The sequence below is a fragment of the Paludibacter propionicigenes WB4 genome (genome assembly GCF_000183135.1).
Taxonomy (GTDB): Bacteria; Bacteroidota; Bacteroidia; order Bacteroidales; family Paludibacteraceae; genus Paludibacter; species Paludibacter propionicigenes.
The window spans coordinates 2,799,714-2,817,302 of record NC_014734.1; the positions used below are offsets into that span (position 1 = coordinate 2,799,714).

Consider the following 17,589-nt stretch of genomic DNA (forward strand, 5'->3'; position numbering starts at 1 on the left):
TATTTAAAATACTAAACCGTAATAAAAACAATCTATATGAAAAATCCGGCAGGCATTTCTGTTTTAAGTTTTATAGTTCTTTTTGTAACTCTGTTTTCGGCCTGTAAGGATGAACAAGTTGATCATACCATCGGCGCTTTTAATAATGGAGGCAATGAACGCAATATGATAGTGGTGATGAGTGACCTTCATCTGGGTGCCGATTTGACGTATGCTGAGTGTAACAAAAATCTGGGGTCGTTGGAGAAACTGCTGAAACAAATAAAAGCATCGCCCAACGTAAAGGAACTGGTTATTGCCGGCGATATGCTTGACGAATGGTTTGTGCCTGCTAACGTGGATACTTATCAGGGAAAGGATCAGGCTGATTTTGTAAAACGTATTGCGGCAACGAATAAGGGGGTGATAGATGCGCTTAATAGCATCATCGGTGAAAAGAAGATACGGGTTACCTACGTGCCGGGAAATCATGATTTGACCATTACGGCTGCCAACGTTGAGAGTATCCTTCCTGGAATAAATCAGGCCAGGGATAAAGAACAGGGATTGGGCACTTATTTGCCGGTCGATTGTTCTAAGATAGCTATTGAGCATGGGCATCGTTATAATTTCTTTTGTGCTCCTGATCCTATCTCCAATCAGGATATTGCTCCGGGCACAATTTTACCTCCGGGTTACTTTTACACCAGAATAGCTGTGCTGTATGTAATGCAAAAACCAGTAACACCTGCCGACACACCTCCTGTGATTACAAAAGACCCTTCGGCGACTGCCAGCCAAAGTTTGCTATACACCTATTGGTATGTGTGGAGCAAAGCATTAGCTTCCTACCCGATAGCCAATAAGTTTGACGAGAAGATCATTGTCACCAATGTGAATGGTTTCAAAGGAAATTATGCGGTAAATGATATACTGCCTTATCAAACCACCCCGGGAGGTGCAATAGACGTGAAACTCTATAAAGGTATTCAGGACAGTTGGATTCAACGTCAAGCTCTCAATCATGTGGCTATACCAATTCCTGTCGGTCAGGCAATAGCAGGTTCGGGTAAGGCAAGTGAAGCGGAGTTACAAGCACAAAATCAGTATTTTCTGAATCCTGCTTCGGATAAAAGAATCGTTATCTTTGGTCATACGCACGATCCGAAGATAATTGCTTCGACAAACTTGACAGGTCAGAAATGCATCTATGCAAATTCAGGAACATGGATTGATCATAATGGAGTAGCTCCTACCACCATGAGTTTTGTGGTTATTACTCCGCAAAATGCAAACGCCTCTTCGCAAACCTATGTAAAACTTTATAATTTCCAAAACGAAGTAATCACCCCAATGGCTCAGGATTCGATACGGTATTGAATGGATTTTCAAACTTGTGTTGGATGAATGTAAAACATCTCTTTTGGAACTTCTGCATGAACTTTTTCTCAAGAGATTTAGGCTGGTTGATAGATTTTTTAATTGAAATCTGTTTTGTATCTTTACGTTTCGAAAGGAGACAGAGTTTCCGTACTCAAAACGGAGCTTTCTTTCAATTAACGAGGATACAGTCAAACACGATGTCAATTAAAAAACACAATAAATGAAAAAGCAATTTTTACTAACGCTAAATGCATTACTTTTCTCTAACTTTATTTTTGCAGCAAATCCGGTAAAGGACAATCTTACCCTGAAGGATGCCTATAAAGATGCTTTCAAAATAGGATGTTCGGTAAATAATGCCATTGTTCAGGGATCTGATTTTTTATCACAACAAATCGTTCTGAAACAGTTTAATTCCCTCACACCCGAAAATGTGTTGAAAGCCGAAACGGTCAATCCCCGCCCTGGAGTTTGGAACTTTGCACAGGCCGATGCTTATGTGAAGTTTTCGGAAGAGCACAATATGTTTACCGTAGGTCATACGCTTGTTTGGCACAACCAGACTCCCGATTGGTTTTTCAAAGATGATAAGGGAAACCCTAAATCGCACGAAGCCATGGTAGAACAACTCAGGAGTTACATAGAAAAAGTGGCCGGAAGATATACAGGACGCATTAAAGCCTGGGATGTGTTGAATGAGCAGATAGACAACGATGGTTCGTATCGCCAGACTACCTGGGTAAAAGGTATTGGCGGTGGTGATGAGTTGGCTAAGCTGGCTTTTAAATTTGCCAACCAGTATGCTCCTGATGCAGAATTGTATTACAATGACTTTAATGTCTGGCGCCCTGCCAAGCGCGATGGAATAGCACGCATGATACGTATGCTCAAAAAAGAGGGTATTCGCATTGATGGTGTAGGTATTCAGGGACACTGGGGGTTGAATTATCCTAAAAAGGAATATATCGAAGCGGCTATTGATACGTTTGCAACATTGGGTGTTAAGGTTATGATTACCGAGCTGGATGTGGATGTACTTCCGCTAACTAAAGAAGGACAGATAATAGGACAAGGCATGAGTGACCCGCAGTTTCAGTTGGAAGAATTCAAGACATTTTTGGATCCTTACCGAAACGGACTTCCTGCAGAAGTAGAAAAGCAACTAACCGATCGTTATGCTGAGTTGTTCGGGATTTTTTATAAAAAACGTGATAAAATAGACCGTGTTACTGTTTGGGGACTGCATGATGGTATGTCATGGAAAAACGATTATCCAATACCGGGTAGAATAGATTATCCGTTGTTGTTCGACAGAAACAAGAATCCTAAACCCGCTTTTGAAGCTGTTTTAAAAGTTCCGAAACAAAAGCGCCCGTAGTCACAATTGTTGTTGTAAAACGATAGGTTGACACGGAAAGGCTTTGTATAAAACATCTAAAAATCAATGTATTGTCAGATATGCCGTAAAAATGTCGCAAACAAACCGTTATCAGCAGTATTGTTTCATATCTAATTTTGCTGGAAATTTTAAAACAAATTATTTATGAACGAGATTGGAGAAAAGATTAAAGAGCTCAGAAGGAAAAAAGGACTTTCGCAGGAAGAACTAGCCGAGCAAGCCGGCATTAATTTAAGAACAATTCAACGAATTGAGAACAACGAGAGTGAACCGCGGGGCAATACGATGCACCTGATATGTAAGGTGCTTGACATTCACGCGGAGGATATTTTGGATTACGGAAAGCAAACTGACAACAGTTTTATGGTATATTTCCATCTTTCGGTGCTTTCGGTTTTTGTTATTCCGCTTGGAAATATCATTTTGCCGATGATTCTGTGGTTGACCAAAAAAGATAAAGTAATAGGACTTAAAGAATCAGGTGCAAATCTTCTAAATTATCAGATTATATGGACGGTGTGTTCATTTCTAGCCATGTTTCAGTGGGCATTTTCAAAGATTATGCACTTTCACGTGAGAAATATTTGGATTGAAATCGCATTGGGTTTATATGCATTGAATTTAATTCTCCCGATATATTTTGCTATTGTATCACGTAAAGGTAATGGTAGAAAATATCCTTCAATTATAAGACTAATAAGATAATCATAAAAAAACTACACCGTATGAAAAAACAGTTGCTCATTGTGTCAACATTATTTATTGCAATCTCGAGCTTCGCTCAGGGTATTGTATTCGAACAAGGAACGTGGAAGCAAGTATTGGAAAAGGCCAAACAGACCAACAAGCCCATTTTTGTGGACGTATATACCACATGGTGCGGACCGTGTAAAAAAATGAGCAAAGAAATTTTTCCGTTGGCTGAGGTTGGGGCTGTATACAATGCCAATTTTGTTTGTTACCAGATTGATGCCGAAAAAGGTGAAGGGATTGATTTTGCAAAGAAATATGAAGTAAAAGCCTATCCTACCTATGTTTTTATTAAGCCTGATGGAACGCTGTTTTCAAGAGCACTTGGTTCTATGCCCGCAAAAGATTTTATAAATGTAGCAACAGTGGCTTTAGCCGATCTGAGTGATCCGAAGCCCATTGAAGAATGGGATAAGGAATATGCTACCCGCAAAAATGAAACTGCATTTTTATTAGGCTACATGGACAAACGCTCAAAGCTGGGAAAACCAAACGATCAGCTTTTTGATGAGTATCTTCAGCTCATTCCCGAAGAGGAACTCACGTCTGATATTGTAATAAAGAAATATATAAACGATGGGCAACAGATGAAAGTCAATAGCTATGCGTATGAAAACTTGCTCAAAAACAGGACTAAATATTTTGCTAAGCTGTTTGGATATACTGACTTATATCTTATGGCCGGAGTCGTAAATACCATGCGCGAAGCTGCAAAACTAAAGGATGATCAACTCTTGGAAAAAGCAATTAAGGCTTACGATCAACTACCTGGAAACACGTTGCAGAAACAACGAGATGAGATATACATGGAGTATTATCAACGAACCGAAAATACCAATAAATACCAGAAATATGCTACCGGTTTTTGTAATAACTATCTAATGAAAATATCCAAAGATTCTATTGATAAAAAAGACCAACTGACCTTGCAACTGATAGAGAACCAGATTAAATCGGGAGCGCTCGCCAAGATTGATTCTGTACAGTTAGCACAGCTGAGACAGTATTCGGCACATGCCGTGAGAGATAAAATCAGCGAGGCTCTCAATAATGTAGCTTGGAAATTCTTTGAAACTGTATCGGATAAGAAGGCACTCAACGATGCTCTCAGCTGGTCCAAACGTTCGCTTGAAATCTATCCTGAAAACCCTATGTGGATGGATACCTACGCAAATTTACTGTATAAACTGGGCAAAAACGAAGAAGCAGTAGCTATGGAAGAAGAAGCGTTGGAATTGGTTGGCAAAGATAGCAAAGAAGGCTTTAAAAACACATTGCAAAAAATGAGAGAAGGACAGAAAACCTGGAACTGATAAATCAGAATTTATTCCAAAATAAAGACCGTCGGGATTAAGTACTCGACGGTCTTTGTTGTTAATGCAGTAAAGTGGCTACAATAGTTTTTCTATGTGTCTCTCTAGCTTAACTAGGTCTTCAGTAAACTTTCTGATTCCTTCAGCCAGTTTTTCAGTAGCCATAGCATCTTCGTTCATCATCCATCTAAATGTTTTTTCGTCTACGTTTATTCTCTGAATTTCTAGTAACTTCGATTTTTCTGCATCCAGTTTTTTTTCTACAATGGCATGGCTGCTCTCAAGCTCTTTTAGAAGAGTGGGTGAGATAGTTAGGGCATCGCAGCCGATTAATTCTGTTATTTCACCGATGTTTCTGAAACTGGCACCCATTACCGTGGTATTGTATCCAAATTTCTTGTAATAGTCGAATATTTCTTTTACCGATTTTACACCGGGATCTTCATTAGCCGGAATATCTGATATTCCTCTGTCTTTTTTGTGCCAATCCAGAATACGACCGACAAAAGGTGAGATTAATGTTACCTTGGCTTCGGCGCAGCGGATGGCTTGTGCCAGCGAGAAAAGCAATGTCAGATTGCAATGTATCCCCTCTTTTTCCAGTTGCTCCGCGGCCTGAATTCCTTCCCAGGTGGAAGCAATTTTTATTAGTACACGTTCCTTCGAAATGTCGTTTGCTTCATAGAGTTTAATCAGTTCGTGCGCTTTGCTTACCGTTGCTTCTGTATCGAACGAAAGGCGGGCATCCACTTCGGTAGATACTCTTCCCGGAACTATCTCCAGTATTTTTAGTCCGAAATTCACAGCGAGTTTATCCAGGGCTACATTTAGCTGTTTTTGCTTGTCTGTCGAAGCGCTTTTGGCATATTGTATAGCATCGTCAATTAATGAGCTATACTGCGTATCCATAGCAGCAGCGTAAATAAGTGATGGGTTGGTAGTGGCATCTACGGGTTTGTATACCTGAATAGATGTGAAATCGCCGGTGTCGGCCACTACCTTTGTGTGTTTTTTAATTTGTTCAAGTAGGTTCATACGATTTGTTTTTTAGTGTAATGTTCCTGTTATAAACTAACTGATTTGATGAGCGCTTTGTTCTTTTAAGTATATTCTTTAACGGTAGTCAGTGCGAGAAGGTGATTAACATATTGACCTTTTCCTAAGCTTATTTAATGATGGAATTACTAACCGAGATTTTTGTATCGGCATGCATAGAAATGGAAGGATAAACCGGATACCATGAGCCTCCGGTGTTCAACTGTATTAAACTTTGATCGATTTTTATTGAGCCTGTATGATCGTTGCTGACGAAAAAAATAGAAGACCCGAATGCATTTACACTGTTGTGTTCTATCCGTGATCCTAATACAGACAATGTCATGGTGTTACCATCATTGTAAATAGCTCCGCCACTTCCACCACCGGAAGTCCCGGCTTGTGCCGGATTTCCACCATTTCCTATGGCCATATTGTACGACAATAAACAATTTATAAATGTCCACGATACCCCGATACTGCTGATAGCTCCACCGTTTGAACCAATATTGCCATATCCACTGGCTCCTCCAAATGTGGTATTCACAACATATACCGATAGGTTGTTGTACTGACTGAATACTCTAACAGCTCCTCCACCCACATCCGCTCCTTTTGTTGCACAAACATTGTTGAAGAACCTGCAATTTACAATTTTTAATCTGCCTCCACGTACCCATATAGCTCCTCCACCGTCGAATTCAGTTTCTGAACTCGAATTTCCATCTGCAAATGTTATATTTTGCACTGTAAGCTGTGGAAATTCCTGATTTTGGCAGTGAGACGTGGTCCAATGCATGTTTTCGTCACAGGTATTCATATACAGTATTCGTACTTTGCCACATCCGCTGATTGTTACTAATCCACCCCCATCAATGACTACATACTGACTGGCATCGTTGTATATTTTAGCGGTTTTAGTAAGTTTTAATGTGAAAGGCTTATTTCCTCCGTTGAATGTTATAATACCACCTTTAGCAACAGCTTTAATGAATGTCTCCTCGGTTACACTTTCGGGTGTTCCTGTTCCTATTATTTGTGTCGGGTTTGATACGTCTTCCAGGCCGGCTTCAGCAGGTATGGGATAGTTACCATCCTGATTGCCAGCAGCAGGACCATCAGCAGGGTTTTGCAACGGATTCTGAAAATAAGCGTTTTGTCTGCTATCGTTGTCTTTACACTGGACAAAAAATAATAATGCGGCAGCAACTATAAAAGTCAGCCAATTCGAGTTTTGCGTAACAATTCTGATTCCATTTCTCATTATTTGAGGCATATGATATTTATGTATTAAACGGATAAATTCAGAAATCATTGCCAGCATTTTTTTTGAACTGTATGCTAAATGGTACGTCGGAGTATATTTATATATTTTCCTTACATTTATGTTGGTTTGAAGTGTTGGCGATTGCACCATAGCTCATCTGTTTTGAACTTTTATATGCGATTTATAGTCCTGTTTATGAGTTTTTTAATTTAGATTGAAGTTTTTTATAAAAAAGAAGCGAATATTCTGAAATAATATCAATTTGGCACGATAAATGTTGTGAAATAGACAACTCTAACTTCGATATATTAATCGCGATTTTCGTCATCAAAAACAGAACTTTAATTATGTTTTTTTGTTGTCAGAGTATAGTTATCAGAGAGTTTACACCCAATAATAAGAGAGATTATGGACACAAGAAAAGAATTGAAGATATTCAGGAAGCCAAGTATTGAATATCTTAAGAGAATGTATCGGAAAAGTATAACTTATATTTTCGACAAAGAGAGTTGGAAGTCGACTGATGATGACACTTATGGTGAATCTAAAATATTGTTGCATACCCGTAAATCGCTTAAGCGATTTGGTAATGAGATGAATATATTTAAAGCTCCGGTTATTGTGGGTCTTAAAATAATATATTATAAAAGCGTGTCACTGCTTTTTGATAATGACTGTCTTGAACCCCAAACGGCTATGGCTTCCGAAGATAATTACTTGTATAGAGATTTATCAAGTTCAGTAAATTCCCAAGATTTAAACGAGAAAGAGCTGAAAATATTTAAATATCCTAATATTGAGAATTTGAAATCTTTATATTCAAAAAGTATCGGTAGATTGTAAAAGTTAGTTACTACATGAATTTTGATGAAAAACAGGTGAGCACATTTATGCCATCTGTTTTTTTTGTGCCTTAATCAACCTGTAGAGTCACTGATATGATACCTTACATTCTTATTACTCAAACCTCCGGCAATCATTGTTGGAGGTTTTTTTATTTTCTATCTCGTGTTGTTTATTCAGGATTTATGTTCATTCCCTTACAGTATGACCATTGGACTGTGGTTAAGCCATTACTTCGTAAAAATACCGGGATGCTATCATAACGCAGATATATGGCCTTATGATATAGCTATTTTTAATAGTATAATCATTCTTTCCTGTCAAATAATTTACACTATTTTAAGTCTTTGAATCTAAAATTTCCATCCTTTAAAGTTATAGAAGTTTAAAATCAGGAATAATATTGCCAAAAAACGCAAAAATAGTTAATCTGAATTATACTTTTTCTCAATAACTCTCCGTTTGTTGGATGTGCAAATAAATAATTATTCTGATTTGCTGTAATAATATATTGGAAAAATTCCAGTTTATACAGCATGCGAATTGAAAATACGTTAGAATAACCTACTCTAATTTGTATTACTGATCTGTTTTTATGCTGTTTATGCCTAATATCTTGCATTTATTCTGCTTTACCAAATTCTGCTTTCTCTTTATTCTACTGAGTTAGTCGGAATTTAAACTACAAAGACAATAGAAATTACTACAAACACCTATTTATCAATAGATTATAGGTTTATTTGTATTTTTGAACTATGAAAATTGAAAACATAGCACTCTGCTTGAAATTTTTAAAAATACACAGTGTTAATCACAATCTTTATACGAGATAATGATTTTCAAAGCAATAGTTCATAACCATATTTATCCGTACACAAGTACATTGAATTGAAAGAAAAATGAAAAGAACATACAAACAAGTTGTCCTAATTACAACGTTGATATTCATAACTCACATACTTTCCTTTGGTCAGGGAACCAGATACACGGGTCCTTATACACCTTCAGGCCCGATTGTTTGGAATGGTGTGGATAATAAGATTATTAGTGGGTTAAGTTTTACGAAGCTAAATCAGGATAATATCCAATTGTGGGAATGTTCTAATATCACAATTAAGAATTGTAAGTTTTCAAAATCCGCTTACAAAGCCATTACGGCTGAGAATGCTAAGAATTTATTGATAGAAGATTGTGTATTTGATTCGGTAGCCGATGGTGTGTTAGTTAATAGCCACAATGGAAATCCTTTTAATGGAGGTACATGTTCCGGTGTTAAAGTGACTCATAATTATTTTAAAAATATTATAGGAGGTTGGCCCGGACATCATGCTGTACAGTTTGCAGGAGTTAATGGCGGTGGAGGTAATCAAGTAAACTATAATAGTTTTGAAAGTATACATCTTCAATCGCATGTCGATGACATTGTAAGTCTTTTTAAATCATACGGATCTGTCAATGACTCGATTCAGATTATTGGTAATTGGTTTAGAGGTGGAGATTATAATGCTGAGAACCACACTGGAGGAGCTATAACGGTTGGTGATAATGGGGGGGCTTACGTTCTTGTCAAAAACAATATACTTGTTAATGTTGTAGGAGGAGGTATCGGAAATGCAGGTGGTAGTAATATTGTCTTTGAAAATAATATCTTATTTCAGGATCGTGCAACGGCAAATCCGGCTAATCAAACTGCTGGTTTAATTATGTACAATTTTGATGAGGGGAAAATTGACTGTTCCTCTAATACAATAAGAAATAATAGAGTTTATTACTCTACAACTAACGGAAATCTATTGAATATTCAAGCGAATAGCAATTGTGGCCCTATTGCCGGGCTTGAAACAAATATTTCTGACCCCACATTGAGTGCATCAATTCTACCTCAGAATATCGCTAAGGCTAAAGGTATTACTACAGAAACAGAACCGGTGGTAGTCCCAACCAATACACTTTACAAGATATATCCTAATCCAGTTTTTGGAAAATCGATAGTTATAACTTTTGAGAATCCTGGAAACGAGAAAATATCTATCTATAATTTGAATGGACAAATGATTGTCGACCAATCAATAAGTAGTAATAGAACAGAGATTAATACGAGTAATCTTATTGCAGGTATTTATTTGTTGAAAATTTCAAAAGATAATAAAACCTTGGAAGTAAGAAAAATAAGAGTCGGATAATCCATCTTTTTTTCTTGCAACATCCAACCCTTTCAAAATTTTCAATTTTGAAGGGGTTTTTTTATGTTGTGTTATATAATTTTTAAAAAGTTAGTATTAGACTATTAACCTGAAGAATAGAATATTCTGTAACTATCTTACTATTTATTGGTGTTTTTGTAGCAATAATTATATTCAGATTAAAACATTTTGTCCTTACTCTTGTTAACTCTAAAAAGAGCTATTCTACATCTCAATGCAAAATTTACAGTTAAATAGACTTGATGGACTATATTTTGTGATTTTTTTAAGATGTCTACATTTTTAATTTGTCACAGTTTATACGACTCAAAAATTTGAATTTATCAATAATCTAAGCTGTCTGTTGTCGGGGTGTTAAAGAATACTGAAAGATCATTGTTGATATTTCCTGGCTATTCACTTTTGTGTGTTAATGAAATAGTTTGTCATACATTATTACAGATGTAATAAACAATATATTTTTTCGTAACTTTATTCTAATTGGTTGATTCTATATGGGATTGACGAACATTTTTGCGTAAAATACGAGTTCTGAAATCTAATACAATCCTATTCAATCGATCATAATCGTAGAATAAAACATATTTGAAATATGCATAACGATAAACGTGGTTATTCTTTTGTGTATAATTTAATTTTAATTCAATAAAGTTATTTATTATGTGTTGCAAACAAACTAAAATTTTCGTGTATCTGTTTTTCAGCCTACTTTTCATGTATTCATGTGCGCCAGGAAAAGATATTGCTTACTTTCAAAAAGTAAATCCTACTTCAAAGAAATTTGGGAATACGCCAACGATTCCTACAGGCTTATATGAAGCAAAAATTAAACCGAAAGACTTACTTAGTATTACAGTTGTGAGTTCTGAGCCGGAGGCATCAAAAATGTATAATCTCATAATGCCTCAGGTAGAAAAAGCATCAACTCAGGCCGCCCTTTCCTCGCAACCAGTATTACAAACTTATGAGGTAGATAACAACGGAGAAATTGAATTCCCTGTATTAGGAAAAATAAAAGTTGTCGGACTCACCCGACATGAGTTAGAATCAATTCTGCATTCAAAACTATCAGCTGCATTTACAAAAGAATCTCCCATAATAACCATACGATTCACAAATTATTCAGTTAATGTATTAGGGGAAGTTCAGAGGCCAGGCAAATTTGAGACAAATAATGGGCGACTTACAATATTTGAAGGACTCGCATTAGCCGGTGATTTAACGATATACGGACGACGTGATAACGTAAAAGTGCTTAGAGAGAAGGCTGATGGTTCTAAAGAATATATTACGATAAATTTAAATGATAAAAATGTAATTTATTCACCTGCTTACTATTTAGAACAAAATGATGTGGTTTATGTAGAACCAAATAAATCAAGATCAAGATCTTCTAATTATGGTGCCGCGGAATCATTTGGAATTTCGTCCTTATCTGTTTTGCTTACGTTAACAAGTTTGGTGTTTACCGTCTTCAGTATCAAGCTATAATAAAAATAAAGTTGAATGTATTTGTATAAATACCATAAAGTCCATTATAAATAATTGAATATGAATAAGTACTCTGAGTCAGAAGAAGAATTTGAAAAACCAATAGATTTTGTTGGTATTTTCTTTAAATATTTGTCATACTGGAAATGGTTTGTAGTTAGCATAGCTTTATGTTTGATAGTGGCAATTGTTAAGTTGAAATTTACCCTGCCAAGTTATGAAGTTGATACTTCTATCTTGCTGAAAGATGATCAAAAAGGCGGAGGCCAACCAGAATTGAGTGCGTTTAAAGAATTAGGTCTTTATACGCAAAAGAATAATGTTGATAACGAGTTGGAAATACTAAAAACATCGACACTTGTTGAGCAGGTAGTTCGTGAACTGGACTTGTACATAAATTATACCGAGCGAGGTACTCTTCAATTAGCAAAAACTTTAGGTGTAGATCGTAAATACCCTCAGATTGGAAAATATGACCAACAAATATTATATGGTTCTGAATGCCCTATACTTCTTCGCTTGCCAGCTACTTTATTGGAAAACATAACTACTGGTTATGAGTTCGAAATTTTAGTCCACCCCTATGGTGAGTATGAATTTTCCGGCGTATATCAAGACAAAGAGTATAAAGTTAAAGCTTCAATTTCTGATAATCAGGTGATATTGCCATTTGGGAAAATTTATATATCACGTGGACAGTTTAGACCAACTGAAGATATGCTCATTGGTGTAAGTATTCAAAGCCCATCGAGCAAAGCTGCTGAAATGCTTGCGGGTCTAAAACTGGAGTTAACATCAAAAACAACCTCTGTAGTGGCTGTTACATTTACAACTTCGGATGTTCAACTAGGAAAAGATTTTTTAAAGAAATATATCGAAATCTATAACAGAAATGATGTAGATGAACAACTTGCTATGGCAAATAAAACTGCCCAGTTTATCGATGAGCGGCTTATGATCTTAAGTAAACAGCTGGGCGATGTTGAATCTCAAGCCGAGAATTATAAGCAGGTTCAGGGAATTACCGATATTCAGTCTCAAGGCAATATGTTTATTCAACAAACGGGTAGCATTGATCAGAAACGACTGGATATAGAATCTCAGTTAGCCATTGTTACTGACATAGATGACTATATGCACAAAAAGGAAAATAAATATCAACTGCTTCCTGCAAGTACAGGTATTCAGACTGCAGGTCTTAGTGAGCTGATAACCAATTACAACAGGCTATTGACTGAACGTAATCGCCTTTCGCGTATTGCCTCAAGCAGTAATCAGGCAATGATTGATTTGACTAATCAGATAGAATCTATGTTTAATACGGTGCAGGCAAGTGTACGAAATGAGAAAAATAATCTACAGATAATTCTTAGAGACTTGTTGTCAAAAAATCAGGAAACTGCCGCTCATATCAGGGCAATACCACGTCAGGAACGTCAGTATAATGAAATTAAACGTCAGCAAGGAGTGAAGGAAGGACTGTTCCTGTATATGCTTCAGAAAAAAGAAGAAAAATACATGAATATGTCTATAGTAGAGCCTATTGCTAAAATGATTGATAATGCAAATAGCACCGGAACTCCTGTTTCTCCAAGAAAATCAATAATTTTAGCTATTGCCTTATTTATAGGTCTTATAATTCCTATCGTGGTAATTAAAATAAAAGATATGCTTCGTTTCCAGATTGAAAACAAAGAAGAACTGGAAGAGCTTTCGATTGTTCCTATTTTAGGCCAAATTCCAAGAGTTGATGAAAAGGAGAATGTAATAATAAAAGAAAATAGCACCGATAGTTTTACAGAATTAGTTCGCCTTTTACGAACCAATCTATTATTTGTATTAGATAGTCCGGAAAAGAAAGTGATTAATATAGTCTCTAGTGTTAGTGGAGAAGGTAAAACATTTGTGACGATTAATCTGGCAGTTAGTCTGGCTCTGCTTGATAAGAAAGTATTGATTATAGGATTGGATATCCGCAAACCAAAGTTGGCAGAATATCTTTCGTTAAGTAATGAATCCGGTATAACTTTGTTTCTTACCGAACATTTAAGCAAGGATCAATTGATAAGACCATCGGGAATTCATCCGAATTTATCTGTGATAACTGCTGGACCAGTACCACCAAATCCTAATGAATTACTGGCTAAACCCGCACTTGATAAATTGATGATCGAGTTAAGAGAACAATATGACTATATTATAATTGATACAGCCCCAATTGGTGTAGTGTCGGATAGTTTCACACTGAATCGATTTGCAGATACAAGTCTTTATGTTGTAAGAGCTGACTTTACTCATAAAAGAAACATAGAAGAAGCCACAGATTTATACATAAATAAAAAGCTGAAAAATATGTATTTCGTATTGAATGGAGTCGACAATGACAGAGATTATCGTTATGGCTTAAGCCGAAAATACGAATACGGATATAAATCAGAGAAAAAATAGTTTTTAAAATTAATTCTTATACATGGAGTCTGCTCATCGAGTCGCAAATAACACCGGCATTCTTTATGCAAGAATGGTTATAACCGTTTTTATCTCTCTTTATAGTACCCGTTTAATTTTAGCGGCATTAGGCGTTGTTGATTTTGGTATTTTCAATGTAGTGGCAGGAGCAATTTCTATGCTGACTTTTTTGAATACTGCAATGGCCTCAGCTACACAGCGGTTTATGTCCTTCTCGCAGGGATCCGGAGATCCTGATAGAGTGAAAACAATATTTAATGTAAGTGTAGTATTACATATTACTATAGCAATATTGATTTTGGTAATATTGGAAATTGTAGGGTTTTATTTGTTTAACGGCATCTTAGTGATTCCATCGGATCGTGTTACGGTAGCTAAAATAATCTATCAATTTACCATTATAAGTACTTTCTTTACGATTATATCTGTTCCTTACGATGCTGCTTTAAATGCTCGTGAAAACATGTTTGTTTTTGCATTATTCGGAATAGTAGAGGCTGTATTAAAGCTGGCAATCGCATTTTACGTAACTTATGCAAGTTCTGATAAACTGATATTGTATGGTTTGTTGATGACATTGTTGTCTGTTTTATTGCTTATAATTAGAGCAGTCTATTGTCAAAGAATGTATCCTGAGTGTAGGGTTGATTTGAAGGAGCATTTTAGTAAACCGGTGTTTTCGGAGATGACTAAATTTGCCGGTTGGACATTCTTAGGCTCATCGACCAGTATAGTTGCTAATTACGGTACCGGGGTTGTTATAAATATGTTTTTTGGTACAGTTATTAATGCAGCACAGGGTGTAGCGGCACAGGTCAATGGTCAGCTTGGTGCATTTGCAATGAATATGCTCAAGGCAATAAACCCGGTAATAGATAAAAGTGAGGGTGGAGGAGACCGACAAAAAATGTTAATGATCTCTATGACTGGAGCTAAAATGTCGTTCTACCTGTCAATTCTGTTTATGATTCCTGTTTTTATAGAAATGCCATATATCTTTAGATTTTGGCTGAAAAATATTCCTGATTATGCTATTTTATTTTGTAGACTTGCATTAATCAGAAGCGTTATTGAGCAACTATATATAACTATGTCTAACTCTATAGGTGCTGTGGGTAAAATAAAATCGTATCAGATTTCAAACTCTATTCTTAATCTCTTCCCGTTAGTAATTTCATATATACTTTTTAAATTAAACTTTCCACCTTATACCTTGTATCTTGTTTTTATAGGTTACACTATGCTAGGCGGAATTCTTACTTTATATTTCACAAAAAAAGTATGCGACTTATCATTACGACTATATATAAAAGAAGTTATTATGCCGAGTTCTGTAGTGGTTGTTTTGGTTATTGGTTTTACACTGATTCCGTTCCTTCTTATGCAAGAGGGTTTTCTTCGGTTTGTTACGAGTGGCATTGTTAGTACAATGTCATTTTTTGTATTTGTTTGGTTTTTTGGTTTTAAGAATGAAGAAAGGACTAAATCAAAGGAAATTTTGAAAGCAACTGCTATAAAAATCAAAGGCTTATTTAAAGTGGCATAAATGTATTTTGTTACCGCGTATATTTTAAAGACAAATTAAATTTAAAGATAATGAAGGATTGTCCTATATTTATAAGCTCATCTGATTCTTACTCAGATTTATGGCCTGTTTTTTTTGATCTTTTTAAGATGTATTGGCCACAATACTCTGGAATAATTTACCTTAATACAGAGGAGAAAACATATTCAACAGAAGGATTGCAGATTGTATGCACTCAGGTTGGAAAGAACAAATCTTTTGGCATAACTTTCAGAAAGGGATTAGATTCAATTGAAGATGATAATGTCTTATTAATGATGATTGATTATTTTTTCATGGGAAATGTCAATAGTGATAAGATGCAGGAGTATTATTCTTATTTTGTTGATAATAAGCTTGATTCTTTGTGTCTGGTTAATCAAAAATATCCCAATACAACAGATAGTGAGCACCCTGAATTACTAATGGTGAATCCACCAGCCCCATATATCATGTTTTCCTATCAAATTGCCTTCTGGAAAAAGGCTATTCTTTATCAAATGGCATTGCCACACGAGGATCCATGGATGTCAGAATGGTATGGAACCCTCAGAGCCGAGAAAATGCAAATTCGACTTGCTTACATTGCGGATGACAAGTATAATCCTATTCCTTATAATGGCGCCGGTTGTTTGCATAAGGGGAAATGGCTTGATGATGCCATTGAACATCTTAATAGCTTAAACTATAAGATTGATTTTGACAGAAGAGGGTATTTTAAAGAACTACCAAGTACGCTTGAAAGTAGAATTAAGTTTAAGTGGCGAATTGTCAGGAATGGATTAATGGGAAGTTATATTGATTTATTAAGAAGGAGAAAGATCCATGACAATTAGACAATTTATACTTAAAGTAAGGCGAAAGTTATGGTACTATTTGGTGTCTTCTACAAGAAACAAACGCATTTATCCATACATTTATAAGTCTTATTGGCATTATTTGTTACATGGTACATCAGCAGCTATAACCTCTGATTCCTGTTATTTTGGAGCACGACCCAACCCGGGTGCAGGTATTGGACACCAAATAGCCAACTGGATTGCAGGATTTTGGTTTGCAAAGCAATTTGGATTAAAATTCGCTCATATTCCATTTTCGCAACAGTCTTGGGAAACTTTTTTAGGCTTTGGTGATGAAGAAATGACATCAGTGGATCTAGTGAAGTTGAAGGGTTATAAGAAAAGACTTCTACCTTTATTTGATGAATATAATACTAAGGAGATTGATCTTGTAAAGAATATTATTTCGTCGTTTCATGGTAAAAAGATAGTTTTCATTGCTGAGCAGGATCAGTTTTATCGGGATCAGTTTGGTGTAATGACTGAAATAAAAGATAAATTTTATTCAGCCAAAGCAAGGATTGATGATAAATTACTCTATTCGAGTGATTATTTCAATATTGCAATTCATGTAAGAAGGGGCGACATCGTTGTGGGACAATTTAATCGGAATGAAAATTTGTTAATGCGTTGGCAGGCTAATGAATACTTCGAAACCGTTCTTGCTAATGTGGTTCAAACTATTAAACCTGCAAAACCCATAGCAATTTATTTGTTCTCTCAAGGAGTCAAAGAAGATTTTAAAGACTTTGATAGATTTGAGAATCTGAATTTTTGCTTGGATATGGGTGCTAAAGATTCATTTCTACACATGGTTTATGCGGATTTGCTTATTACGAGTAAAAGTTCATTTTCATATAAACCGGCTTTGCTTAACAGAGGCATTAAGGTGTGTCCAAAAGATTTCTGGCATGGTTATCCGCAAACAGCTGATTGGATATTGGTTGATCAAAACGGAGTCTTGGATGAAAAAGGAGTGAATATTCTTCGAATGATTAAATGAAATGTTTTGATTATTTGCGCTGTTAATATTTAGGAATTTTGGGTTTAACG

Annotated in this window: 13 protein-coding genes; 11 read left to right on the plus strand and 2 right to left on the minus strand. The window is 35.9% G+C overall.

The window, feature by feature from the left end; genetic code table 11:
* The first annotated feature begins 36 nt into the window (after window positions 1–36).
* From PALPR_RS11520 to PALPR_RS15490, 4 genes are all read left to right on the plus strand, one after another.
* Complete coding sequence (locus PALPR_RS11520; RefSeq protein WP_013445810.1) at window positions 37–1,359, plus strand: metallophosphoesterase; 1,323 nt, start codon at window positions 37–39, stop codon at window positions 1,357–1,359.
* A gap of 223 nt (window positions 1,360–1,582) precedes the next feature.
* Entirely contained in the window at window positions 1,583–2,740 is a 1,158-nt protein-coding gene (locus tag PALPR_RS11525; protein ID WP_013445811.1) for an endo-1,4-beta-xylanase, read from the plus strand.
* A gap of 165 nt (window positions 2,741–2,905) precedes the next feature.
* A complete protein-coding gene (locus tag PALPR_RS11530; protein ID WP_013445812.1) occupies window positions 2,906–3,466 on the plus strand; it encodes a helix-turn-helix domain-containing protein in 561 nt (186 codons plus the stop codon).
* Between the two features lie 20 nt (window positions 3,467–3,486).
* On the plus strand, window positions 3,487–4,824 hold the full coding sequence (locus tag PALPR_RS15490) for a thioredoxin family protein (protein WP_013445813.1): 1,338 nt from the start codon (window positions 3,487–3,489) through the stop codon (window positions 4,822–4,824).
* Between the two features lie 78 nt (window positions 4,825–4,902).
* On the opposite strand, the gene tal is transcribed toward PALPR_RS15490, so the two are convergent.
* Window positions 4,903–5,859, minus strand: a complete 957-nt coding sequence (gene tal, locus PALPR_RS11540) for a transaldolase (RefSeq protein ID WP_013445814.1) — start codon at window positions 5,857–5,859, stop codon at window positions 4,903–4,905.
* Between the two features lie 130 nt (window positions 5,860–5,989).
* Entirely contained in the window at window positions 5,990–7,123 is a 1,134-nt protein-coding gene (locus PALPR_RS11545; protein WP_148226530.1) for a hypothetical protein, read from the minus strand.
* 411 nt (window positions 7,124–7,534) lie between these two features.
* Between PALPR_RS11545 and PALPR_RS11550 the strand changes: the two genes are divergently transcribed.
* From PALPR_RS11550 to PALPR_RS11585, 7 genes are all read left to right on the plus strand, one after another.
* Window positions 7,535–7,969 (plus strand): hypothetical protein, encoded by a 435-nt coding sequence (locus PALPR_RS11550; protein WP_041620392.1) that lies wholly within the window; start codon window positions 7,535–7,537, stop codon window positions 7,967–7,969.
* A gap of 899 nt (window positions 7,970–8,868) precedes the next feature.
* Window positions 8,869–10,152 carry a T9SS type A sorting domain-containing protein gene (locus tag PALPR_RS15495; protein ID WP_013445818.1) on the plus strand — a complete coding sequence of 428 codons (1,284 nt, stop codon included), beginning with the start codon at window positions 8,869–8,871 and terminating at the stop codon, window positions 10,150–10,152.
* A gap of 681 nt (window positions 10,153–10,833) precedes the next feature.
* The gene (locus PALPR_RS11565; protein WP_013445819.1) at window positions 10,834–11,664 is read left to right on the plus strand and encodes a polysaccharide biosynthesis/export family protein; all 831 of its coding nucleotides are present in this window, start codon (window positions 10,834–10,836) and stop codon (window positions 11,662–11,664) included.
* Between the two features lie 60 nt (window positions 11,665–11,724).
* A complete protein-coding gene (locus PALPR_RS11570; protein WP_013445820.1) occupies window positions 11,725–14,112 on the plus strand; it encodes an exopolysaccharide transport family protein in 2,388 nt (795 codons plus the stop codon).
* A 22-nt stretch (window positions 14,113–14,134) separates the two neighbouring features.
* Window positions 14,135–15,679: a lipopolysaccharide biosynthesis protein gene (locus tag PALPR_RS11575; protein WP_013445821.1), complete on the plus strand. Its 1,545-nt coding sequence runs from the start codon at window positions 14,135–14,137 to the stop codon at window positions 15,677–15,679.
* A 50-nt stretch (window positions 15,680–15,729) separates the two neighbouring features.
* Window positions 15,730–16,533: a hypothetical protein gene (locus tag PALPR_RS11580; protein WP_013445822.1), complete on the plus strand. Its 804-nt coding sequence runs from the start codon at window positions 15,730–15,732 to the stop codon at window positions 16,531–16,533.
* Entirely contained in the window at window positions 16,523–17,539 is a 1,017-nt protein-coding gene (locus tag PALPR_RS11585) for an O-fucosyltransferase family protein (protein ID WP_013445823.1), read from the plus strand. The genes PALPR_RS11580 and PALPR_RS11585 overlap by 11 nt, the downstream gene beginning before the upstream one ends.
* The last annotated feature ends 50 nt before the right edge of the window (window positions 17,540–17,589 follow it).